Annotated in this window: 22 protein-coding genes and 1 riboswitch; of the genes, 8 read left to right on the top strand and 14 right to left on the bottom strand. The window is 56.4% G+C overall.

The window, feature by feature from the left end:
• The 4 genes from L0H14_RS07125 to L0H14_RS07110 all read right to left on the bottom strand — a co-directional run.
• On the bottom strand, positions 1-556 hold a 556-nt coding region (locus tag L0H14_RS07125; RefSeq protein WP_301419868.1), incomplete at its 3' end, for an LCP family protein.
• Between the two features lie 95 nt (positions 557-651).
• Entirely contained in the window at positions 652-1,746 is a 1,095-nt protein-coding gene (locus L0H14_RS07120) for a histidinol-phosphate transaminase (protein WP_301419870.1), read from the bottom strand.
• 7 nt (positions 1,747-1,753) lie between these two features.
• Positions 1,754-3,190, bottom strand: a complete 1,437-nt coding sequence (nhaC, locus tag L0H14_RS07115; protein ID WP_301419871.1) for a Na+/H+ antiporter NhaC — start codon at positions 3,188-3,190, stop codon at positions 1,754-1,756.
• A 134-nt stretch (positions 3,191-3,324) separates the two neighbouring features.
• Complete coding sequence (locus L0H14_RS07110; protein ID WP_301421551.1) at positions 3,325-4,500, bottom strand: Fic family protein; 1,176 nt, start codon at positions 4,498-4,500, stop codon at positions 3,325-3,327.
• 322 nt (positions 4,501-4,822) lie between these two features.
• On the opposite strand from L0H14_RS07110, the gene L0H14_RS07105 reads away from it, so the two are divergent.
• Entirely contained in the window at positions 4,823-5,578 is a 756-nt protein-coding gene (locus tag L0H14_RS07105; protein WP_301418968.1) for a helix-turn-helix domain-containing protein, read from the top strand.
• Here the strand turns inward: L0H14_RS07105 and L0H14_RS07100 are convergent.
• The 3 genes from L0H14_RS07100 to L0H14_RS07090 form a co-directional block, all read right to left on the bottom strand.
• The gene (locus L0H14_RS07100) at positions 5,575-6,783 is read right to left on the bottom strand and encodes a globin domain-containing protein (protein ID WP_301418970.1); all 1,209 of its coding nucleotides are present in this window, start codon (positions 6,781-6,783) and stop codon (positions 5,575-5,577) included. The genes L0H14_RS07105 and L0H14_RS07100 overlap by 4 nt on opposite strands.
• A gap of 177 nt (positions 6,784-6,960) precedes the next feature.
• Positions 6,961-7,854: a MetQ/NlpA family ABC transporter substrate-binding protein gene (locus L0H14_RS07095; protein ID WP_301418972.1), complete on the bottom strand. Its 894-nt coding sequence runs from the start codon at positions 7,852-7,854 to the stop codon at positions 6,961-6,963.
• 214 nt (positions 7,855-8,068) lie between these two features.
• A riboswitch (SAM riboswitch) is annotated at positions 8,069-8,159 on the bottom strand.
• Positions 8,160-8,295: 136 nt separating this feature from the next.
• A complete protein-coding gene (locus tag L0H14_RS07090) occupies positions 8,296-8,880 on the bottom strand; it encodes a TetR/AcrR family transcriptional regulator (protein ID WP_301421550.1) in 585 nt (194 codons plus the stop codon).
• Between the two features lie 127 nt (positions 8,881-9,007).
• On the opposite strand from L0H14_RS07090, the gene L0H14_RS07085 reads away from it, so the two are divergent.
• From L0H14_RS07085 to L0H14_RS07070, 4 genes are read left to right on the top strand one after another with little or no spacing between them, the layout of a single operon-like run.
• On the top strand, positions 9,008-9,778 hold the full coding sequence (locus L0H14_RS07085; RefSeq protein WP_301418976.1) for an electron transfer flavoprotein subunit beta/FixA family protein: 771 nt from the start codon (positions 9,008-9,010) through the stop codon (positions 9,776-9,778).
• Positions 9,779-9,790: 12 nt separating this feature from the next.
• Positions 9,791-10,738 carry an electron transfer flavoprotein subunit alpha/FixB family protein gene (locus L0H14_RS07080; protein ID WP_301418978.1) on the top strand — a complete coding sequence of 316 codons (948 nt, stop codon included), beginning with the start codon at positions 9,791-9,793 and terminating at the stop codon, positions 10,736-10,738.
• A gap of 5 nt (positions 10,739-10,743) precedes the next feature.
• Positions 10,744-12,573, top strand: a complete 1,830-nt coding sequence (locus tag L0H14_RS07075) for a cytochrome b/b6 domain-containing protein (RefSeq protein ID WP_301421549.1) — start codon at positions 10,744-10,746, stop codon at positions 12,571-12,573.
• 9 nt (positions 12,574-12,582) lie between these two features.
• Positions 12,583-13,743 (top strand): acyl-CoA dehydrogenase family protein, encoded by a 1,161-nt coding sequence (locus L0H14_RS07070; protein ID WP_301421548.1) that lies wholly within the window; start codon positions 12,583-12,585, stop codon positions 13,741-13,743.
• Between the two features lie 203 nt (positions 13,744-13,946).
• On the opposite strand, the gene L0H14_RS07065 is transcribed toward L0H14_RS07070, so the two are convergent.
• The 3 genes from L0H14_RS07065 to L0H14_RS07055 form a co-directional block, all read right to left on the bottom strand.
• The gene (locus tag L0H14_RS07065) at positions 13,947-14,330 is read right to left on the bottom strand and encodes a hypothetical protein (protein ID WP_301418985.1); all 384 of its coding nucleotides are present in this window, start codon (positions 14,328-14,330) and stop codon (positions 13,947-13,949) included.
• Between the two features lie 78 nt (positions 14,331-14,408).
• A complete protein-coding gene (locus L0H14_RS07060; RefSeq protein WP_301418987.1) occupies positions 14,409-14,627 on the bottom strand; it encodes a dodecin in 219 nt (72 codons plus the stop codon).
• A 181-nt stretch (positions 14,628-14,808) separates the two neighbouring features.
• Entirely contained in the window at positions 14,809-16,311 is a 1,503-nt protein-coding gene (locus L0H14_RS07055) for a sodium:alanine symporter family protein (RefSeq protein WP_301418989.1), read from the bottom strand.
• A gap of 172 nt (positions 16,312-16,483) precedes the next feature.
• Between L0H14_RS07055 and L0H14_RS07050 the strand changes: the two genes are divergently transcribed.
• The 3 genes from L0H14_RS07050 (at position 16,484) to L0H14_RS07040 (ending at position 19,575) form a co-directional block, all read left to right on the top strand.
• Complete coding sequence (locus L0H14_RS07050) at positions 16,484-17,215, top strand: hypothetical protein (RefSeq protein WP_301418991.1); 732 nt, start codon at positions 16,484-16,486, stop codon at positions 17,213-17,215.
• A complete protein-coding gene (locus L0H14_RS07045) occupies positions 17,202-17,810 on the top strand; it encodes an OmpA family protein (protein ID WP_301418993.1) in 609 nt (202 codons plus the stop codon). Before L0H14_RS07050 ends, L0H14_RS07045 begins: the two co-directional genes overlap by 14 nt.
• Before the next feature lie 118 nt (positions 17,811-17,928).
• The gene (locus L0H14_RS07040; protein ID WP_301418994.1) at positions 17,929-19,575 is read left to right on the top strand and encodes a long-chain-fatty-acid--CoA ligase; all 1,647 of its coding nucleotides are present in this window, start codon (positions 17,929-17,931) and stop codon (positions 19,573-19,575) included.
• A gap of 822 nt (positions 19,576-20,397) precedes the next feature.
• Here L0H14_RS07040 and L0H14_RS07035 read toward each other — a convergent pair.
• From L0H14_RS07035 to L0H14_RS07020, 4 genes are all read right to left on the bottom strand, one after another.
• Complete coding sequence (locus tag L0H14_RS07035; protein ID WP_301418996.1) at positions 20,398-20,583, bottom strand: hypothetical protein; 186 nt, start codon at positions 20,581-20,583, stop codon at positions 20,398-20,400.
• Between the two features lie 245 nt (positions 20,584-20,828).
• A complete protein-coding gene (locus tag L0H14_RS07030; RefSeq protein WP_301418998.1) occupies positions 20,829-21,614 on the bottom strand; it encodes an oxygenase MpaB family protein in 786 nt (261 codons plus the stop codon).
• Complete coding sequence (locus L0H14_RS07025; protein WP_301421547.1) at positions 21,611-22,783, bottom strand: hypothetical protein; 1,173 nt, start codon at positions 22,781-22,783, stop codon at positions 21,611-21,613. The genes L0H14_RS07030 and L0H14_RS07025 overlap by 4 nt, the downstream gene beginning before the upstream one ends.
• A 52-nt stretch (positions 22,784-22,835) precedes the next feature.
• On the bottom strand, positions 22,836-23,615 hold the full coding sequence (locus L0H14_RS07020) for an aspartate dehydrogenase domain-containing protein (RefSeq protein WP_301421546.1): 780 nt from the start codon (positions 23,613-23,615) through the stop codon (positions 22,836-22,838).
• Positions 23,616-23,973: the final 358 nt, after the last annotated feature.

The raw sequence follows: 23,973 nt of genomic DNA, 5'->3' as shown, positions 1-23,973 counted from the left end.
GCTCGACTCCTCCGAGCGCGTCAGTAATGTTCTCGAAACCGTTGAAGTCTGCCACCGCTACGTGGTCGATGCGCTGGTCGATGATATCCTCGACGGTCTCAACCATGAGTGGGACACCGCCGTGGGACATTGCGGCGTTGATCTTGGATTGGCCGTACCCGGGGATTTCGACCCAGGAGTCACGCATGATCGACATGATCTGCACACCACTGCGATCCGAAGGGATGTGAGCGACCATGATGGTGTCCGCACGGTTGCCCAGGTCATCCAGAACTGGAGTCGACGTGTCAGCCCTGGAGTCTGAACCAAGCAGAAGAATATTCATCGCGGGATCGCTCTCGCCCTCGGCGGGAACATTTGCTTCGGGACGGGTGGATTCATCCGGGAACGCGTTATCGATGGTCTCGAAATCGCCAAGCTTCGAAAGAGCAGCCCAGACAATGGCGCCAGCGATCAGAACAAACACCAAGAAGATACCCAGGGTCCAGAACAATACTTTTTTCTTGGACCTGGGCTGACTATTTGTATCTGGCGCATCCAGAATATTCTCACTCATGACGCTGATCATATAGCGTTTTCTTCATTGCTAGGTGCTGTCGCAGATTGTTTACGCGTTTCAGACGCGAGAATAGCTTCTCCAAATGCTCTTTGCTAGGCGGTGGGGTAGTGGTGCTTTCGGAACTCGGCGGCGACCTGCAGCACACGCTTCATCGCGTCAGGCTCACCGATGCTGATCCGAACGCCGTCATTGAGATTTCGCACCGCGAGGGATTGCGCGACGCAAGCGTCCTCGAACGCCGTCGAGAGTTCTCCCAACGGTAGCCACACAAAGTTTGCTTGAGCTTGCGGAACGTCCCATCCTTGGGATCGAAGCGCTGCAACGAACTCGTCGCGAACGTCCGCGATGGTTTTAGCCCGTTCGAGTACTTCATCGACACGTTGTAGTGAGGCGATCGCTGCTTTCTGGCTTGGTGCAGTGACACTGAATGGAATCAGTGCTTTGCGAACTTCGCTGATCACGTGTGGTTTGGCGACGGCATATCCGATGCGCAGTCCAGCCAGGCCGTGGGCTTTGGAGAATGTCCGCACGAGTACGAGGTTGTCGTAGTCGTTCAGCGCTGCTAGGCCGTTGACCGCTGCTGGGTCGGTAATGAATTCCCAGTATGCTTCGTCGAGCACGACGAGTACGCCCGATGGCACTTCAGCCATGAACGTCTCGAACTCGTCTTTGCTGATGGTCGGGCCGGTGGGATTGTTTGGTGAGCACAGGGCGACGAGTCGTGTGTGCTCGGTGATGGCTTCAGCCATGGTTTTGAGGTCGTGTTTTAACTCGCCGGTGAGACCAACCGGTGTGCGGTTTGCCCCGTTGAGTGCAGCAGCTTGTGAGTAGAGTTCGAAGCTTGGTGATGGGTAGACCACTTCGGCTTCGGGCTCGAGCGTGATGTGCGACAGCGCGGTGATGATTTCTGACCCGCCAGCACCGACAGCGATGTGATCGGTGGGTACGCGTAGATATTCGGATAGTGCTGTCGTCAGTGCGCTCGCGGCAGGGTCCGGATAGGCCGCCGGGGTATTCGGTTCTGCGATAGCTTCCATGACACCGGGTAGCGGTTGCAGGTAGTGCTCATTGGAGGACAGTTTGTAGGGGGTAAGTCCTGCGACTGCAGCCGGTTGTTTGCCCGCTTTGTACGTTGGAACTGTTGCTAGTGCGGAACGGAATGGAGAGTGCGTTGTTGCTTGTGTCATTGCGTGCCTAATTTCCTTTGCTGCTGAGAAGCTTCTCTGGTGTTTCCTGCGTGCCCTCTTCTTCCGGGGCGACGCGTTTAATTGTGAATCCGGTGTATGCGTAGATGAGGTTGATGAGTGGGACCAGGAATGCGAAGAAGATAAATGGAATGAATTCTGTGGCGGCCACCCCAAAGACGCCGGATGCGAAGACGGCTGGTACGGACCAGGGAACCAGGTTGATACCCACGGTGCCGGAGGCTTCTGCTGTTCTTGTAAGGTTCAATGGGGACAGACCCATCTTCTTATAAGGGGTCAGGAATGCTCGGGCAGGCAGCAGAATTGATACGTACTGCTCACCGCTGGCAAATGCTACAAGAAATCCGGATCCCAGTGATGCGGCGACCATGGATCCGGAGCGCTTGATGCGACTGACCAGGGAGCCAATGAGTACTTTGAACGCACCGGTGGTTTCTAAGATACCGCCCAGGGCGGTTGCGATGATGACCAACGCAATGGTGCCGAGGATGGACTCGATGCCACCTCTGGAAAGTAGCTCGTCCATAAACTCAACGCCGGTGGTCGATGTATAGCCGGAGGTCATTGCCTGCAGGATATCCGTGACCGAACTACCTTGCACTAGCAGAGCCGTGGCGGCACCCATGAGTGAAACTAGCAGCAAGGTTGGTAGAGCGGGCATCTTGAACAGCATCAGAGAAAGAGCAAGTACCGGCACCAGCAGGAGCCATGGCTGAATAACAAACTGCTCGTCGAGTCCGCCCATGAGTGCTTCCAGGTGGCTGGTGTCAGCAGTGGAGCTCGATGAGATCGAAACGCCGATGAACCAGAAAAGGATCGCACTGATGAGTAGTGCCGGGATGGTGTCCCACAGCATGTGGCGAATGTGGGAAAAGAGCTTGACTCCGCCCATGGCTGCGGCCAAGTTGGTGGTATCGGATAGCGGTGACAGTTTGTCACCGAAGAATGCACCCGAAATAACTGCACCGGCAACGATTGGCACAGGGAAGCCCATGCCTTCACCAATAGCCATGAAGGCAATGCCTACCGTGGCGATGGTGGTCAGTGAGCTCCCCAAAACTAGTGAGACGACTGCTGGTACCAGGCACGCGAGAGCCAAGAAGATTTTTGGTGAGATGGCTTGCAGACCGTAGTAGATGATGGTGGGGATGAGGCCACCTTCGATCCATGTGCCGATGATCGTACCAATGAGGAACAGAATGAATACGGCCGGTAAGGCTCTACTGACACCCTGAGCCAGCGAATCTTCGAGCTCTTGCCAGGTGTAGCCCAGTGCTTTGCCAATAATGGCTGCGACCGCCACGGCAGTTATGAGCGGTATGAGCATCCCAATATCCCAAATAGAAATGGATACCAGGGCCATGACGATGAGAACTGCAATGGGTAGCAGGGCTATCGGGATGGAAGGGAGTTTACGTACTTGCATGGAGTCCTTCAGACGCGAATAGATTGAGATATAGACCACATAATCCGCAAAACGGTTGGCGAACGCAAACTGAATTCTGTATTTATTGGCAAAATGCTCAGCGGTATCGTGACCTACGCCTCAAATTGCACAAGTTAGTGCCTGCGGCGGGCACGTTCTGCGAAGGCATCTAGGGCGTCTGTGAGTACTCGAACGGACCATACTGACTGACCTGCTATCTTGCCTTCGGACCGCAGGATCCCCTGCTCGACGAGCCTGCCGAGGATCTTGTACGCAGTAGAAAGTGATACGCCATGCTCTTGCGCCATGCGCGCTGTGAATGCTGGCTCCGTGGTGCAAAGCCTCGCAACGATTTCAAGGTTTTTCGTTCTCCGTTGTGCTGTTGCGAAAATTTCGTCACGCACAGTCTCAATGTCGTTCAGCAGCACTTGAACATTGCCCATGGAGCTCTGCGTAGCCGCGACGAATTGATCAATGATTGGGGCAATATTTCCTTGGCGATATTGATTCAAGGCATCAAAATAGTCGTTCGTGTTGGTGAGCAGCCCTGACGATAAAGGCACAGTGAAGTTCTGCGTTGTGCCGCGGGAGCGCAGTATCGCAGATACCAATGCCCGACCCGTCCGGCCGTTTCCGTCGGTAAAGGGGTGGATAGTTTCGAATTGGGCATGCGCGATTGCTGCTTGGGCCATGGCAGGAATGTCCGTGCGTTGCATGAATGCCACAAGATCTTCTAGGGCATCCGGAACTGTTGAATGTTCTGGTGGTACAAACATCGCGGTTACGGGGGACTGGCCTCCGATCCACACTGCCTCCTCGCGTAACCGTCCCGCGTGATCTGGGTCGGAATCTTTGAGTAACGCATGATGCATCTTGAGCATGGCATCCACGTCGAGCTGGTTAGCCAGTTGCAGGGCTGCTTCAAGAGCCATGGTGTTGCGGGCGATGAGGCTAGCGTTCCTTCGGGTTCCGTCGCCTAACCGAGCCAAAGCGATCCGGCGTGCGTTCGCCGTGAGATGTTCAATTTCTGAGCTCGCAGAGGATTCACTTCGAAGTAGGACCGCACTGAAGGGGGCTCCGCCTTCGTACTGGGCATCGAATCGAGTCAAGTCATCGTTCACGGTTTGCACCATCGTGGTGACGTCCGCTGCGAGTTCTACTTTTATATTCGCGATTTTCGGTACAACTGCCTGCGGGTAGGCCCCCTTGTTGGCCTTACGGCGTCTATTTGACCATAGTGGATCGGCTGGTTCGCCCAGGGGAGGCCACGAGCGCTCCGTGTATTGCACAACGGGCCAACTGGACGTCATGACTCTGCCTTCCTGGGTTGCTCGGCGCTAATGAGAAAACTATCTTCGATTTTCTCATTAGAGTCACTAATGGGAAAATCAGTCTAACAGGCGCATCTCGGTCAAGCATTGAATGTTGGGCTCAAGCAATCAAAGTGTGGTTTCATGGGGAGGCTCGTATCGAGTTGCGCATCATGAACCAACCGGAGTTTCACCCCTTGGTTGGGGCGGGGACACCGAAGTTGCACCTATTTTCGCCTGTAATCTAGACGATTCTCGGGGCGGGCATAATTTGGGCCGCTCGTAGCGCCGTCCGGAAATGCCTACTTGATATGATGCAAGTATGCCTCGCAGAATAAAAGATTACCGGGGCCTCACTGAGGAAAGCCGGGTACGCCTTCTCCACGCTGTTCAGCGTCATCCTGGACATTCGTTAAAGGATCTTGCCGTCGAAGCTGACGTGCATATCAACACCGCACGGGATCACCTGCGAGTTTTAGAGGCTGAAGGATTTTTGGTTAGCGCGCCGGTCGATACCGGCCGTCGCGGTCGGCCGCCGATGGGGTATTGGCCAGTGGAGCACAGTGAGCACAGCCCTGCTGCACAAGAACGTGCTGAAGAGGCTGGCGCTCGCGGTCAGATGCTGCGCCGTATAGCCCCTGATCTGGATCACGGCCAGGCACTCGACGATGACGCAGCCCACCAGCTGGATGTGCTCTACGAACATCTTGACGATGCCGGCATGGATCCGGTCATCAACAGCGAGGATCTGACCGTCGGTGTGCGGCCATGTATTTACCAAGGTCTTTTGGAGTCCGAGCGCCCCGTTGTGTGCTCGGTGCACGCTAAACTGGTTCGCCAGCAACTGGAGCAGGTCGATGGCCCATTGAGGCTGCGTCGTCTTCACCCGTTTACTACCGAGCATAGTTGTCTGCTGGTGTTGAGCACTGAAGGCGGAGTTTTGGATGCTGAGGATGAGGCCGCTGTGCCCGGCATCGGTGCGGATCGCAGCGATGCCGAGCTTGGGCAATTTGCGCTGGAGGCTCAGCGGCGGGCTGCAGAACAGTCCGACACTGCTGGGACGGGCTGCCCGATTTAGCTCGGGTTTTGTGCCCACATATCTGGTCCAAAGACTTCGTAGTGGATTGATGCGCTGGGCACACCCTGGTCCATCAATGTTTTGCGGGCGATCTGCATGAATGGCAGTGGACCACACATGAATACCTTGGCTTCGGCGGGCAGTTCGACATCGGATAGATCCATGAAGCCGGGGCGAGCCGGATGCAGAGTCGGTGCTTCTTCAGCGCCTTCCTCGTACCAGTTCTGCGCTCGAGCGTCGGGCATTGCCAGTACTTGACGGCGTAGCCCGTCGTACAGGGCGTGGTGTGAGTGCGTTTTATCAGCGTGGAAGAGACGAACGGTACGACCCGGGTTACGGCGTGAGAGGTCTTCCATGATGGCAGCCACCGGAGTGATGCCAATGCCGGCTGAGACGAGGACCAGGGGAGTGTCAGATTCATCGAGAATGACATCGCCGGCCGGTTGCGACACATCCAGGATGGTCCCCGGGATGGCGTTTTCGTGCAGCCAGCCGGAGACCCGACCATCCGGATTGCCGTTGACTCCGCGGACTCGCTTGATGGTGACGCGCAATGTGTCGCCACGGGGCCCAGACGAGATGGTGTACTGGCGTGGTTGGCGGCGTCCGTCCGGTAGATCCACGGCGATGCCCACGTACTGACCGGTGCGGTGGCTTGGGACTGTTCCGGAAACAGGGGAGAGCAGCAGTGAGAAAACCTCGTCAGATTCTTCGAAGCGTTCTACCACACGGTATTGGCGGTATGGCTCAGCCGGATCGGTACCGGCTTCGGCGTACAGGCGTGCTTCTTCTGCGATGAGTGCGGTGGCAAAGAGCCAGTAAACCTCATCCCAGGCTGCTGCGATTTCCGGGGTGGCAGCGTCGCCGAGGATTTTGGCGACCGCGCCGAGCAGGTAGTGGCCAACGATCAGGTATTGCGGTGCGCTAATGCCCAGGGAGACGTGTTTGTGAGCGATGCGCTGCATAACCGGGGCGAAGTCCGGGGCATCCGGGTCGATCAAGTTCACGGCAAACGCTACGACCGAGGCGGCCAGGGCTTTGGGTTGCTCGCCGATGGCCTGATTCGCCTCGTTGAATACGTTGAGGAGTTCAGGGTGGGCCTCGAACATATCGCGGTAAAAAAACACGGTAGCGTCGTCGGCGATTTCAGCTACAACTGGTGCGGTCTCTTTGACAACAGCTTCTGATGCCGGTGACAGTTTCATGGACGGTTTCAGCTCCTATAGATCAGCATCCTGCAAGAGGATTTCAAGAACATATCCATTGTTATTCGGGGCTGTATTATCTGCAGCGTTTTCCACCGTGTTTAATCAGCGATGACTAAAGTGCGTCGTCACGGCTGAGTGTTTCGGTGAGATTCCGCGCCACGTCCTACACCGAGTTTAGTCGCTGCCCTCGGCTTGGAAGTCCTCCCAGGCATCTTGAACCTCAATGTCAAAGGCCGTGTTTTTGAGGCCGCCGATATAGCTGTCGAACCACTGCTCAATTTCCTCAGATTGATACGCCTCTCGCAGCGCCTCGTACTTCTCGGGCTCGTTCTCGGCAAAACCTGGAGCAGCCGCGATCACCACTGTATAGGGCAGCTGAGCTTCGGCATCTTCTTCAATAATCAAAGGGTCAGTGGCCTCGACCTCGACATCTGATTCGGCGATCAGCCGAGTGAACGAAAATGCTGCGTCCACGTCAGGAAGGGTCTGGGCCAAAGACTGTTGGTCGACTTCAATGAATTCGAAGTCGTTTGGGTTGTCGAGAATATCTTCTTGTGAAAGTTCAGTAACTTCTACGCTGTTATCGATGTCCAGTAGCCCAGCTTCATGTAGTAGCAGTAGTCCGCGGCCATTGTTGGCGCGATCTACTGGCAAGGCAATCTGTGCGCCATGTGGCAAGTCGTCAATGGAGTCGTAACGTTCCGAGTAGATTCCAGCTGGTGCCTGAAAGACTGCAAACAGCGGTTCAACATCTAGGTCGTAGTCAGCATTGAATTGACGTAGATATGCAAGGTGTTGGAAATAATTGACGTCGTATTCTCCGTTAGATACGACTTGGTTAGGCTGAACAATATCGGTCACGTAGGTTGTGTCCAACGTCCAGCCATCGTCTTCGAGTTTGTCCCGTACGATCTCCGTCGGATCCTGGAACGGTCCTGACTCGGTGAGAATCATCGAAATGCTTCGATCATCCGCATCCGCTAGGCCGCAGGCGGTCAACGTCAAGGTGCCCACTGTGGCGAAAGCGCCAAGGAGTAGTCGTGTTGGCGTGGAGTGAAAAGTAGTCATGGTGAGTACTTCCTTTTGGGTGTGGTGGGTGGATAAGATTTTGGGCTCGCCACTATGAGGTGTGTGGAGGGGCCCATGCTCGATGTGTTGTAGCAGCGCGGGAGTGTGGTTGAAATGTCGACGCTGTTATGTGGTCGCCATGAACTGATCAGTCAATGCGGTGGGTGCTCATGAGAGCGACGGACTTATTGCGTCGTGGGTTTCATAAAAATACTCTCCATCGTTCCTGGCGGTAGCACCGGACCTGTTCAGGTCGGTTGCTGCGACGTCACGGAGCCAGATCTCTTGGTCGCTCTGGATGGTTGTAGCCTGTTCCAGCTAACTGGAAAATGATTATACAGTGCCGCGGATCGTAGCAACCAAGCACTGCCTTCTGAGCCTTCACAATCCGTAAAGGTAGCCATCGGATGATCTGTAAATAGGCGATGGATCGCTCTGAAGCTAGCTGCGGGTATTGCGGAGGCTGAGGCGATACTGCTCAGGGTCCCGGTTCAGGTGTCCAGCGATGTGCTGCAGGAACGGCTGCAGCAGAACTTGGCCGAGTTGGACGAGCATGACCTGCATGACCTGATCTTCCGCCTCGCGTGAGGTGGAAGCGATGCCGCGATGTCGCAGATCTTCAATCTGGTCCAGCGCCATGTGGGTGAAGCGTTCGGTAATATCCGTGCCTTCACCGTTGGTTTCGATGAGCATCATGCGGCGTAAGTAGGCCACGACCAGCGGGTTCTGCTCCACGTGGTCCATGAGCCGTTGATCTAGGGCGCGCACAACGCCGTCGACATTCGCGTCAGTCTCCTTATAAGCGATCGCATGCTGGATGCCAGATAAAATGTCGTCCTCGACGGCTTGTATGAGTCCTGCTTTGGTGCCAAAGTGGTGAGTGATAAGACCGACCGTGACGCCGGCGCGTGAGGAAATGGCGCGCATTGATGTGGCATCGGCACCGTTGAGAGCAAAGAGTTCGAGAGCAACCTGTCGGATGCGTGCCTTGGCGGTGAGGTCTGCGTTCAGTTCTGCAGTGGGCATGCGGTCTACCTTATTGGACGGTTCAGACGTCATTGGTCGCGGAAGTGTAAATTTTTTGGACATCTAAATTGTACGGTATATTGTACAAACATATAGTCCACGTGAACGACATCACTTTGGGGTGGTTATGAAAGTCGTAGTGCTAGTGAAGCAGGTGCCCGACACCTATGAGAAGCGTTCAATCGCTTTGGACACGGGAATGTTAGCTCGTGAGGCATCCGAGAGTATCGTTGATGAGATCGATGAACGCGTGTGTGCGGTTGCCGCTGAATTGAAAAAGGTTGGCGCTGCTACCGAGGTGGTTGCCGTGACCATGGGCCCTGCAGGTGCTGATAAAGCGATTCGTAAAGTGTTGGCGTTGGCTGCTGACAGTGCCGTGCATGTTGTTGATGATGGTCTTGTTGGTTCGGATATGATCCAAACCGCTCGCGTTTTGGCTGAGGCTGCCAAGGATGCTGATTTGATTCTTTCGGGTGCTGAGTCCACCGATGGTGGTGGTGGTATGGTGCCGGCGATGATGGCTGAGATGCTTGGTCGCCCACATATTCCGTATGCCGATTCTGTTGAGGTGTCCGAGGGGTCTGTAACGGGTGTGACGAATACGGATACTGAGAAGCTGACCCTTTCTGCTGCTACACCTGCTGTGGTGTCGTTGACTGAGAAGGCTGGTGAACCGAAGTTGCCGAACTTCAAGTCGATTCGTGATGCCAAGAAGAAAGAGATTTCTGTACTTTCATTGGATGAGCTTGGTGTGGTTGCCGGGCCGGATGCTGCGTATGTTCGCAATGTGATGGTCTCTGCTGCTGAGCGTCCGCCGAAAGAAGCCGGACAAAAGGTTTCCGGTGAAACCGCTGCTACTGAACTTGTCGACTTCCTTGCCACTCGGCACTTGATCTAAAGGAGTACCTAGATGACAAAAGTGCTTGCTGTTATAGCCAATGCTGAACCTGCTGAAGTTTTGGGTGCCGCCTCGCTTATCGGTGATCCTGTTGCTGTTGTGACCGAAGCCCCTGATGCACAGACGATTGCATCGTTGGGGTCTGCTGGTGCCACAGAGATTTTTGTACATACCGGGCCTGAGGATCAACTGGGCTCTGCTGCCGTTGCGGCAGGTGTTGCCGCGGTGGGCCACTACGGTGCTTCGTTGCTGTTGGTCACCCAAACCCCGGTAAATGCTGCCATTGCTGGTCGTATCGCCATTGGTGCCAAGGGTGCGGTGGCAGTTGATGCTACAGGGCTGTACTGGGATGCTGATGGTCAGGAACCGGTTGCTCAACACTCGGTGTTCGGCGGGGATTACAACACGGAATCCACCGTTGAGGGTGGCCTGATGATTGCTACGATCCGTCCGGGGGCTATCGAAGCCCGTGCTGATGCTGTGGCCGAGCCGGCCGTAGTGGATTCGGATGCCGACGTCACCACTGGTCCTGGCGCCACAATCGTGTCGTCTGAAGAAGTTGAGGCCAGTAGTGACCGTCCGGCGCTGACTGCCGCCAGCGTTGTTGTTTCTGGTGGTCGTGCTTTGGGCTCTGTCGAGAATTTCTCGTTGATTGAGGATCTGGCTGATCAGTTCAACGCGGCCATTGGTGCCTCGCGTGCTGCCGTGGATTCCGGTTATGTGCCGCATAACCTGCAGGTGGGTCAGACCGGTGTCGCCGTATCGCCTGATCTGTATATTGCGGTGGGTATTTCTGGGGCCATCCAGCACCTGGCCGGTATGCAGACTGCCAAAACCATTATTGCCATCAACAAAGACGAAGAAGCGCCGATCTTTGACGTCGCCGACTTCGGCGTGGTGGGTGACCTCTTTGAGGTACTGCCGCAGGTTGTTGATGAAATCAAAACTCGTAAAAGCTGATATTTATGTCTAAACGTCGCATGGTCGGGTGGCAACCCCTGTCGGTAGAAAATACCGACGCGCCAGCCCAGTCGCCGGCCGACATCCAAACCCAGACTCCCGTCGAGTCCACTGCGCCCGAACAGGTGTCAGCCGAGCCGACACCAGCGCCTAGTGCTCCAGTTGCTGAACCCCAGGTCGAACAACCTGCGGAACCAGCGGCCAGCGCTCAGGCACCTGTTTCGTCTGGTTCAGTGCAAGACCCTGCGGTGCCACGGCGCCGGATGGAAGGGTGGCAACCATTATCGGTTGCTAATACTGCAGCACCTACCACCGCCGCTGCTGTTGCGCCGAATCCAGTAGCCGAAGTGCCACAAAGCACGCCGGCTGAATCGGTCGCGGAACAGCCGGTCGCTACGGCTGACACAGAGCAAACTGTTGCCCCTGCACAACCCGCGCAATCGTCTGGTCCGATTCAAGATCCAGAGATTCCGCGTCGTCGCATGGCTGGCTGGAAGCCGTTGTCGGTTGCTCACGATGCTGCACAGGCTGCGCCTGCAGCAACTTCGGAGCCCGTCTCGGCTCCTGCTGTTGCAGAGCCGGAGACTGCAGTTGCGGCAGCACCAGCACCTGCCGCCGCATCGGTGCAAGCTGCACCTGTGCCAGTGACTGAGGATCTGCCTCGGCGTCGGATGCAAGGGTGGCAACCACTTGCGGTGGGCCACCCCGATAGTGTTGCTCCAGCTGTTGCTGAGGAGCCAGCGCCGGTTGCGGAACCGCCTGCTGCAGAAGCTACATCGGCTGAGCCTGCCAAGAAGCGTATGGGTGCGCCGGCTGCCGAGTCTGCACCAGCCTCGGAGCCCGAGGTGAAGATGCCGGATGTGGTGACTCCACCACCGGCGGCCAAGCCTGCGGCAACCAAAACGGTTGAAAAAGATGTTGTCAAGGAACCCTCGAAGTTGCGCAAGGCACTGCTGACATTATTGGGTGTTGCCGTGGTCGCCGCCGGGATAGTTTTGCTCGCCCAGTGGGTACGTACCTTGGATCCGGTGGCTGAGTTTATTGCGACCTATGATGGCACCCCAACCCACCCAGATGGTGTGGTTGCCGGGATCCCGGGGTGGGTTGGTTGGCAGCACTTCTTTAACTTCTTCATCATCGTCATGGTGATTCGATCAGGGTTTTTGATCCGGAATCAAGAACGCCCGGAAGCCTATTGGACGCCCAATGATGGCGGATTTTATTCACCAGGGAAGAAGAATACCCCGCAAAAGGTGTCGATCCAACAGTGGATTCACCAGTCGTTTAACGTGCTGTGGGTGGCCAACGGGTTGTTCTTTTACATCATGGTGTTTGCCACTGGTCACTGGATGCGCATCGTGCCCACTAACTGGGATATTTTCCCCAATATTGTGTCGGCTGGGCTGCAGTATGTGTCCTTGGATTGGCCGGAAGAAAACTCGTGGGTGTACTACAACGCCCTGCAAGTCATGACTTACTTCCTCACCGTATTCATTGCGGCACCGCTTGCAGTTCTGACCGGCTTGCGGTTGTCGACATGGTGGCCACAAAACGCTGGGATCAATAAGGCGTTCACGCTACCGGTGGCTCGCAAGATCCACTTCGGCACCATGGTCTACTTCATCCTGTTCATCCTGGTGCACCTGTTCCTGGTATTTACTACCGGGGTGCTGTCGAATCTGAACATGATGTTTACCTCTCGTGATGCCGGCGACTGGTGGGGCATCGGCGTCTTCGCGGTATCTGTCGCTGTCACCGTTGGTATCGCCTGGCTGATCAAGCCCATCTTTATCTCCCCAATTGCCGAAAAGACCGGAAAGGTCTCAACTCGCTAAGGAATCACCATGATCTTGGATAACTACAACCCCATCTGGGAAACCGAAGAACACGCCGATCTGCGTGAAATGGCACGCGAATTTATGGCCAACGAGCTCACTCCGAACCAGGAACGCTTCGCCGAAAACCACGAGGTCGACCGCGAACTCTGGAACAAAGCCGGCGACAACGGCCTGCTACTGGTCTCCGTGCCCGAAGAATATGGTGGCGGTGGCGCAGACTTCTCCCACGAAGCCGCCATCCTCTACGAACAGGGCCTAGCCGGGGATGATTCTTGGGGTTACAGCATCCACTCGACCATCGTCGCCCACTACATCGTGGCCTACGGTACCGAAGAACAGAAACAGCGCTGGCTCCCGAAGCTGGCCACTGGTGAACTCGTTGCTGCCATCGCCATGACCGAACCGACCACTGGCTCGGATCTGCAGGCTATCCGGACCACCGGAACCCGCGTCGGCGATGATCTGCTCATCAACGGTTCCAAGACCTTCATCACCAACGGCTCCCAAGCCAACTTGGTTGTCATTGTTGCTCGCACCAACGACAACCCAGGTGGTAAGGGTGTTTCGCTGGTGGTTGCTGAAACTGATGGCCTCGAAGGATTTGCTCGCGGCCGTGTGCTCGAAAAACTCGGAGCCCATGGACAAGATACCCGCGAACTGTCCTTTACAGACATGCGTGTACCTGCCGCCAATATCCTCGGGGGCGAAGCTGGCGACGGTAAAGGCTTCCGACAGCTGATGCAGCAGTTGCCACAAGAACGCCTGGCCGTTGCGATCACCGCTGTTGGCCAAGCTGAGACTGCTGTGCGTCAGACCATCGAGTACACCAAAGAGCGCACACTGTTCGGCCAGACCGTGATGGACTTCCAGAACACCAAGTTCACGCTGGCTGAGTGTGCAACCGAAGTACTGGCAACCAAAACCTTCGTCGACTACTGCATCGCCGAACACGATAAAGGCAACCTGACCAGCGAACAGGCATCCGCGGCCAAGTATTGGGCCACCGATGTTCAGAACTCGGTGCTCGACCGCTGCCTGCAGTTGTGGGGTGGCTACGGTTTCATGATGGAATACCCAATCGCCCGCATGTACGCCGGGGCCCGCGTTCAGCAGATCTATGCCGGCACGAACGAAGTGATGAAGGAACTCATCGCCCGCGAGTTCTAAGTCCGAAGGCTCAAATATCTCAAACTAACGTCGTCAGGAATTCGTTTCTTGGCGACGTTGGTGTTTAAAGCTCGCGCTTGTCGTACAACAAAAAAGCCAGGCAATTCAGATTCCCGAGGACGTCATGATCATTGATCAGGTGCCCAAAACCGCGACGGGCAAGATCTCGAAAAAGGCCCTACGGGAGGCAGGGGTGCAATAACTTATGCTTCGTCGTTCGAAGCCTCGATGCCGGCCCTGCCGCGAACGGTGGCCAGCGCACGTATTCCAACGATCACAAAGATGATGAGCAGAATGAAGGTTAGTGCGCTGGTGATAACAGCGGCTGGACGTTCGGCGTCGCCTGCGATGAGTTCACCCAGTTGCATGACGTTCATTGAGGTCCCGAGGATTCCCAAGACCGAAACGACCAGCGCGAGGATAAGGCCGACTTTAGGCCTCACGAGCGCGACGAGACCACAAATAACAATAATAAGCCCGAGGATGGCAGGTATTAGTGCCGTCCAACTGGCAAATGCCGTGGCGACATAGGCGATAATTCCCATGATGATGAGGAGTGATCCGATGGCCATGGTGGTGCGAGGCATGCTGCTCCTAACATCGGCATAGGTACGCGCTACAGTGCTGAAGCACCGCACCGCGTCCAAAAAGGGGTCTTATGGTTCTTACTGACCTTTGGCTTCGTGGCGAAAGCCGATCTTGATGGTGACTTGCCAGTCGACGACGCGTCCCTCGTTGAGATTCCCGCGTACCGACTGCACCTCGAACCAATCGAGGTTGTTCAGTGTTTTGGACGCTTCTTGAATGGCATTGGCAATTGCGGCGTCGGTTCCATCAGGCGAAGTGCCTACGATTTCGGTGATGTTATAAATATTATCGACCATTATTTCCTCCTGGTTTTCGGCCCTGGACCGGTTCCCGCTGAAGGCCTGGTAGTCGCAACGCTACGTGGTGGAGCAGCAGCCGTCTACCCCTTTTCATGGCGACACCGCCGCACACACCCGACGAGGAAGCCGAGGGTGGATGCGACGGCGAAGCGGTATCGGCTACCTGGAGGAGCTACATCTAGGCGGGTGGCTCGTTCTTGCCCACACCGTAGTTGTGCGAAGAGCCGATCACGTCGCCGGATTTCCATTCGTCCCAGCCGGGCCGTTCGGCCATGAATGCTTCGATCTCGTTGGCGTTTGCTTCTAGTTTCGGATCGTGTTTGAGGTAGTGCTTCGTCTCGCGCACAATGAGTCCCGACATTATCGCCAGACCGATGAGGTTTGGCAGCGCCATCAGGCCATTGAAGATATCGGAGAACAGCCATACTACTTCGAGCTCTGAAGTGGCGCCAATGAATACGATGAGTGAGAAGAATACGCGGAACGGCATGACCATGCGGCGCCCGAAGAGGCGTTCAATGTTGCGCTCGCCATAGTAGGACCAGGCAAGCATCGTGGAGAATGCGAAGAGCACCAGGCCGATGGTCACAATCCAGTGGCCCCATTGTCCGGGTAGGCCGTTGCTAAATGCTTCGCCGGTCATCAGTGAGGCTTCGAGCTGTTCGCCGGTATTCGGGTCGGTTGCGCTCCAGGATCCGGTGGTCACGATGACCAGGCCGGTGAAGCTGACCACGATGATGGTGTCGATAAACGTCTGCGTCATGGAGACCAGGCCCTGACGGACCGGGTGGCTTGTTTGTGCTGCAGCCGCCGCGATGGCGGCGGAGCCCAGACCGGATTCGTTGGAGAACATACCGCGTGCCACACCATACTGAATGACGATAATGATGGCTGAGCCGGCAAAACCGCCGGCGGCTGAGGTGCCGGTGAATGCATCGGTGAAGATTTGGGCTATAGCGCCTGGCAGAGCGCTCAAGTTCGCCAGCAAAATGAAGATTGCGCCCAGGATGTAGAAGATAATCATGATTGGCACGAGGCCTGCTGTGACCCGCCCAATAGACTTGATGCCACCGACGAGCACGAGCATGACGGCCACGGTGAGGATGAGGCCGGTAATCCAAATGGGGACGCTCCAGCTGCTCTCAACGTTGGCGGCAATGGCGTTGCCCTGGGTCATATTGCCGATGCCGAAACATGCGATGACTGCAAAGATCGCGAATGAGAGTGCCAGGACTTTGCCGAACGGACCTTTAATTCCGCGTGCGAGGTAGTACTGCGGGCCACCGGATTTCTCGCCGGCGGTATCTGTGCCACGGAAGCGGACGCCGAGATAGGCTTCAGCATATTTTGAGGCCATGCCCACGAGCCCGGTAACCCACATCCAGAACAGCGCGCCGGGACCACCAATGGCCAAAGCTGTGGCAACACCGACGATATTTCCGGTACCGACTGTAGCGGCCAGCGCCGTGGTCAATGCTTGGAACTGAGAAATATCTCCCTTGGAGCCGGGGTCTTTGCGCTTGAGGATTCCGAGCTTGAGGGCCGGAATCAGCTTGAAGAATTGCAACCCTCCCAGTCGGATGGTGAGATAGAGCCCCACACCCAGTAGCAGCGGGATGAGGAAGAACGGCCCCCAGACGAAGCCGCTAATCTGGTCGAGAATATCGAGTAGTTGAGTCATTGCTATGGAACCCCTTGAGGCTGGTCCATGGAGGACTGCGGTGAATGATGAGCTGAGGTGATGAGAGTCACTTTACCTCGACAGCCTACCGGAGGCGTCAAGGGTTGACTCTGCTATCTGCCCCGAATGAAAATCGTGTCGACGATATCCAGGCGAGGAGAGGCTCCGCTCGATGGCGCGAACAGCAAAACCGGCATTAGCGATGTTGGGTTTATTTCTTTTGACGGCGTGTGGGACAGGGGGCGATGAGGGCTCCGAGGGGAGCCCAGCCGTGGACCAGACCGAGTCGGGCGATATCGCCTCCGACGGAAGCTCGGCTGAAGATGCGGAAGCGGAAGAGGGGACTGCTGATGCGGAGAGTCCGCAAGACGCCACCGCGAGTATGGATGACGCCGTAGAAACCATCACGTATCCGATGCAAGAGCATGAAGGCGAGATCACTATGGGGCTCCTGACTCCGGAGGTCGAGGGTGACACGATGCTGGTTTCAGTGGTTTTCCAGCCGGAGTTTGACGATGAGGGCGAAGCTGTTCAGTTTAGCGATTTGCATGGAGCCGTCGGTGGTGTCTTGGCGCCTGTTGTGAGTGATCGACAGAACATGAAGGCTTATCATGTGCCCCGCGAAGTGACGCACCCGAGCGTCCAAGGTGGCGGCTGGCTCAGTGGCGATCACGCAGGCGGCACCTGGGCGTCAGCGATCGGTGATGTTGAAGTCCGCTCGGGTGAGCAATACCTGCACTGGGCGTATTTCCCGGCACCCGAGGATGACATCGACACCGTCGACGTCGCAGTGATCCCAGGTGCACAAGAATTCCGGGACGTACACATCGACTGGGGCGACGCCGAGCCCGGTTCTGCAGGCACGGGTCAAACCTCCGAGGAGGAGAGCGATGACGATGCATGATGCGCGTCGTCCTACGTCATTGGGAGTGTTGTCGGCCGGCTGTATCGTTGCGTTCTGTATGACCGGTGCGCTCCCGGCGGATGCCGAATATGCGTCTCCGTTGCCAGAGGCCACCGAGCAGCCCGAGCTTTCCGGTGAGAGCTGGGATAGTGCAGTGCTTGCGCACAACCCAGAGCATGCGATCATCCGTTACGACCTCGACCGATTCGTTGAACATCTTGGCGATCGTGAGTCGGAAGAAGATAACGTGATCGTGTTGGAAACTGACATCCTGTTCGAAGCCAACAGCTGGGAACTGCCCGACAGCGCTGCGGACAAGATCGAGGAACTCGTCGCCGACGTCCCCGACGGTGCCGCCGTAGAAATCACCGGGCACACCGACTCCCGGCCGGTTAACGATTCCTTTGACTTTGATAATCAAGAACTCTCCGAAAAGCGTGCCGATGCCGTCGCTGCAGTACTCGAAACAGAACGATCCGACTTTGAGCTTTCTGTTGAGGGGCTGGGTGATTCGGAACCGGCTGAAACCGAAGATCCGGAAGAACCCGGCACCTTGGCTGCCAATCGTCGGGTTGAAATTTATTATGAAGACTGAACGTCCTGCCGCACGATTTCACTTGCAGTAAAAGTGTCAGCATAACTTCACGGGGCCACAACACTCATATACTGTGGTGTACAGCACACTTTTCTCGTTTCTCGATGTTAGGACCACTATGTCGCCTGTTGTTCACGGTTATCCCTCCACCATGCAAGACGACTACCAGCTCACCATGGGTACCCTCATCCGCCAGTCCGTTCGCTCATACCCGGATACGGAAATCGTGCACCGCAATTCCAAGGGTGAGTGGGGCCGCACCACGTATAAAGAAAATTTTGACCGCATTGAACGCGGCACAGCGGCCCTGGCCAAACTTGGCGTTCGCGTAGGCGATCGCGTTGGGGTGATGGACTGGAACTCGTTGCGCCACTACGAACTGTACTGGGCAGTACCGGCCGTAGGTGCGGTCTTCACCCAGTTGAATCTTCGCCTGGGTGAAGAAGACCTGATGTATGTCATGGAAGATGCCGAAGTCTCGGTGGTCATGGTTGATGAGACCCTGGTGCCGATGATGGAGTCGATTGCGCAGCGTGCCGAGCATGTAAAAACTTGGGTCATCCTTTCTGACGGGAAAATTGAGCACAATCTGCCCAACGCCGTTTACTACGAGGACCTCATCGCGGAGGTCGAACCGTTGGAAGAGTGGCCCAACATGTCGGAAACGTCGGCGTTTGCGGCAGGCTACACCACCGGTACTACCGGGCGTCCAAAGGGCGTGTTCTATTCACACCGTTCGCAATTCCTACACGCCTATGCGTTTATCAATGGTCTGAGCGTCACCCCGACTGATGTGGTCATGCCGATCACCCCGATGTTTCACGTGCTGACCTGGGGCACTATTCAGGCCGCCGTGCTGGCCGGGGCGAAGCTTGTGCTGCCCGGCCAGTTCTCGGCGGAAACCCTCGGGGAAATCACCGGCGCGCTGACCGAGGAAGGTGTGACCGTGACCAACGGTGTACCAGCGATCTTCTCGCCGATGCTCCAGGTGCTCAAGTCCAAGGGCGTTGAGGATCTCACCGGTCTGCGTCTGCTGTGTGGCGGTACTGAACCACCGCTATCGATGATCACCGAGTACAAGAAAGCCTTCAACGCCGAGGTCGTGCACGCCTATGGTGCATCGGAGACCTCGCCGCTGGTGTCGGTCAACCGCATTACCCCGGCCATGCGCGCTCACCTGACCGACGAAGAGGTTGAGGCCTATGGTTCCAAGCAGGGTCGCCTCCCGGTCAACGTCGAGATGAAAATCGTCGACGGCGTCGGTAACGAGGTGCCAGCCGATGGCAAAACCGAAGGCGAAATGCTGATCAAGGGCCCGTGGATCACCGCGAGCTACCACGGCATGTCGGAAGACGAAATGGCGGATAAATTTGTGGACGGGTACTGGCGCTCCGGCGACGTGGCCACGATCGATCAGAATGCTTTCATCAAAATCACCGACCGGTTAAAGGACGTGATCAAATCCGGTGGCGAGTGGATCTCCTCGATCGACATGGAAAATGCGATGGTTGGCCACCCGAAGGTCAACCAGGCCGCCGTTGTTGGACTCGAACATCCAAAATGGGATGAGCGCCCGTTCATGTTGCTGGTCCTGCTCGACGGTGAAGAGATCACCAAAGAAGAAGTGCACGAGCACCTCTCCAAGGACTTTGCCAAGTGGCAGCTACCCGAACAGTTCATGGTGGTCGATGAAATCCCAGCCACCTCGGTGGGCAAGATCGATAAGAAGGTTATTCGTAGCGAATACGAAGATCTGTATAGGTAGGACGATCGAGGTCTGTTCAAAATCGTTCGAGTTTGGTCGTGTTTGGTTGTGGGGGGAGCGTCCGCTCCAGCCCATTCAACTCTGTAGCCGAGCTCGCGTAACTGCTGTACTGCCGTCGTAGGATTGTCTTTCACCGCGGCAAGCAGTTGATAATCCCGCCATCGCCTACGTCCCTCTGCGAGCGCTTTGCGCCAGTCTTCTTGCGCTCGATCTATGCCAAACTCATTGATTAGCATTTCTAGGACGTCTTCGAGGCAAGGACGGAAGCGAGCGCCACCGAGTGGAACGTGTACATCACTTTCAGCCCCGTGTTCATTCCAGTACTCTGAGGCTTTATCGGTTCGTTTCTGTGCTTTGTTTCGTCGATTATTCACTCTTCGGCTAGCCCCGGCATGGGCCAATGCCGGTAAAAACGCGGGATTGTGGGAATCGAGGTTTAGATGGGCTGTCGGTACGTCCCGAGATCTGGGGCTCCGAATGTAATCAAATGTTATGAGAGGGCCAGAAGCGGCATCAGCGGTCTTGTTTATGGGAGTGACTTTAAAGTTACTCTTCTCCACCGCCAAAAATGTTTTATTGGTGCTGAGGCTAAGAGCATAGGTGACACTGAGATCGAAACTGTGCTCTCCGTTGGTTGTAATTTCAATCGGTAATTCTCGAGGTTCGATTGAAACTCTGGGACCAACAGCAACTACTTCAAGACTGTTTGGCGTATAGGAATCGCCCAGGGTGGTCTGTAAGGTTTCAGACAGATTATTTTTGAAATCTTCGGCTAGTGGGCGTATCAGATCGTGGTCTTCAGTTGTATCACTGATGTGAAACTCAGGCCTCCAGCAAGAAATCGATTCCTCGAATCCGATCTAAAATAACGTACTGGGACCTAGCCAAGGAACGTGTATATTCTCCATTGAGCAGCTCCTCGAAGGTCATTCCGGCGTCATGCAATAAGCTCTGACGTCGAATCTCGAGTTCTTCAATGGTGGGAAATTCAACGGGTGCAACCGACATTTTGGGGTCTCCTGTAGGTCTTGTCTACATCAAGTGTAGCTACGTGCGCGCGCAAAACGAAGAGAATCCCTCTCATTGTGGAGAGTTAGGCTTCGTCCGTTGTCCCGACATATTTCTTGGTCATAGAATGGTCCGCTCGAGCCGCTCATCAAGGGACGCGGTACCTTCAGACACCGACAGCGGTGAACGGTGAAGTGCAATTCGAGGGGCGCATCCGCAAAACGGTCCGATCGAATCATTGTGTTTCAAGCGTACCGAAGCCCGCCCACTACGACTCTCGCGGGTGCATGTCGGATGCCGGCGGGTAGGCGCGGGTAGGCTTTGCGAACCACACGCCAGAGGCGGTCCTCTCGTCGCGAATCGACACTGTCCCAGGCCAGGTCGAGTTGGACGCGGATCTGATCGGGTAAGAGTCCGGCGGTGAGAAATCGTGCCAGCGGCATACCGGTGCGCAGCCAGGCGGGAGCGCTTTGGGCGGCAAAGAGGTTGGCCATAATTTGCCGTGCAGCGGCAGTGACCTCTAGGGCTGATAACTGCCGGTCCCAGTATTGTTGAAAGGCGCTACGATCTTGAGGCCAATACTCGTGGGGCATCCCTAGCGCAGTGCCGAGCACTGCGTAGTTGCGGTAAATCTGCTCTGCGTCGTCGGGATGCTGCTCACCCCAGATGCGCCAGCGGATTTGTTCGGCGGTCCAATACAGCGTGGCGGTGACCCAGCGCTGCGTCTCCGGGTCGGCTGCGCTGTACCGTGCGCCGTCGACAATGCCTTCAACCGGGTCGTGGGCGTGCTTCACCCAGTTGGTCACGGTGGCGCGGGCCGGATGAGCTTCTGGCAGCACGATGGCGAAGATGTACTGCAGGGTGCGAGACAATCTGCCCAGCGGGTCAGCAGTGAAATCGGAATGCTGTTGCACCCCGGCGGCTACCGAACGGTGAGCAACCTGCAGGGCGATAGCGGCCCCGGCGCCGGCCAGCACGATACCTTCCCGACCTAACTGTGCGCCGGTGCGCGGTGAACGAGAAGGACTCACGGTGCGGCTCCCTCGGTCGTTGTGTACTCATGATTCTCGGGCTGTGAGTCGGGATGCTGCTGCCGGGTGACATCGAAGATCATGCCGTCAACCGTTCGAATCAATACGACCAACCAGGCGAAGATGATCCCCGCGAAAGCGAGTTCGAGCGCGGTCAGATTATAGTAGCCCAGCGGTTTCCACAGGGCCGCCGCGAGGATACTGAGTCCTAGCATCAGGTAGCTGATGACGTACATCGCTGCCGGCGCGCCCGGCAGCCATAGTGGAGCGCTGAGCAACAGGATCCCAAACGTGACAGCCAAAATCTGTACGAAGCTTGTGTGGATCGGGTCATTGATATGGATCGACACCAAGGACAGCCCAATCATGCAGATCCCCATCACGATCATGCCGCCCTTGAGCATTCGGACGAAACCCTGACGTTTGCCCTGGCGACGCCGGTGGGCTGTCCAGGTATACAGATCCTGGGTGATGAAGTTGGCCAGGGTGGTCAGCACAATCCCGGAAACGGTGATGGTGGTGTTGAAGGTCCAGAACGACAGCACGCCTGCCTGACGGGTCCCCAATTCCGAGAAGAACCTGTGCCACCAGTAGGGGTTCTCGGCCAGCAGCATGGAGGCCAACACACCCGCCGCCATGAACAGGGCGAGGAGGGTAGATATCGACGCGGCTGACACGCGCGAAGCCGAGCTGAAGCCAAAATATGCCGCCGCCGCGCAGGCTAAGCACAGCATCACGGTGGCCGCAATCGCATCGACGACCAATCCTTGAAACGCTTGCTGGAAGAGACGGAAGGTGCTCAGCGATGCCAGCGTGGCGATGGCCCCGTGGATGATGATCAGCCCGATGAAATCGACGAGCCACCAGCCCCAAAATCGGTGACGCATCCATCGTAGGCTGCCCTGTTGTGGTTTCGTGGCAATGATGAGTCCGAGCATTGCCGACGCCCCCGCGGCGATACCAGCCGTGACGCCAGCGACCGTGCCCACCGAATAGTTGGCTGATAGGGGCGTGAGTCTGCCCGAGAATGTGATGAGACCAATGACGACTGCCACCGCGGCGAAGCTGATGGAAGCCCAAATCGCTCGGGATTCTACTCGGGCCGCGGATTTTCGTGTACCTTCACCCAGGGCTGCACTTGTCTCGGAGTCTGACTCGGTTTGTCTCACGTCACCATCCTAATTCGACACGTGATGCCAAGGAGTTAGGGATGTCTTGCGATTACCCGCGACGGATATGCGGTTCAAGGCGCCGAATGGTTGCTGCCAACGATAGCGCCGTCGTCCCCGATGTTGCGGGGTTGATCGGGCTGGGGGAGGACACGAACTCGAATTTGAATTTCCCTGCCTCACCGGAGACTTCGACCAGGTGTGCCGAATCAGTGCGCACCGGATCTGCGACCAACTGGACTTTGACGCGTTCCAGTGACGTCGTCAGTGGTTTCGAGCCTCGTGTGGCATAGGCGAGTGCGACCGCGACATTGACATTGCCGGGGAATATTTCGATGGCATCAATCGGGTTACCGGTAAAGATGGTTTCGGCTTCGGTGAGTTCCTCTAGCCGGTTGGCCTCGCTCTGCGACATCCAGGGTTGAATGAGGCCGGTAGGAGCTTTCGATGTGGTGATCGAGACGTGGTCAAGTTGATCTGCGACGGCCTCGAGGACGTCGAATCCGCCGATGGCACCGTTGGTCACGTGCAAGTGCGGCGTCATTAAAGCCTCGGCGGTGATCGGATCGGCCAGGGCGCCCACCGAAGTGAGGACGAAGGGCTTATTGACCCGGGGGAGGAATGCTTTGGCCACCGACACCCCGGCGGCCTCAACCACCAGATCGGCTTCGCCCAGGGCCTTTTCGAAGTGCTGCTCGGTGATCAGCCGGACACCGTGGGTGCCGCGCTCGCGGTGAGCGGCGATGTCGCGCACCATGGCGGTGAACTCGTGATCGAGGAGTCGAACGATGTGCCGACCAATGGAGCCAAACCCCAACAGCAAAATCTTCATGTGCCCAACTGTAGTGAATCCTGGGGTGAAAATGTCTACCGCCAGTGAGCTGGGTCATACGTCTGAACGTGCGGTGAATCGATCCGCATCAAGAATCGCCGGATTTGTCTATAACAATGCCGGGAATGGAGCTACATACTGCGCCTCGAGCTCACAACGGGCGCGGCCCGAGCTGCCCGAAAAAGAGTTGTTGCCGTATTCACTCTATGGTGATTTGCGCGTTATACGGCTTCCTTACAGTGATGTGTGGTCGTGCCACGAGTGCGGCCGAGAGCCGGACTGTGCAACCAGGATGGCTTCTGAAAACCTCTCATCATCATGAACGGAAGATTCCTACATGTCGAAGATTTATCTACAG

This window comes from Yaniella sp., assembly GCF_030453185.1.
Classification (GTDB): Bacteria; Actinomycetota; Actinomycetes; order Actinomycetales; family Micrococcaceae; genus Yaniella.
Note: the sequence above shows the minus strand (reverse complement) of the source record. Positions and strands in the feature narration are given on the sequence as shown.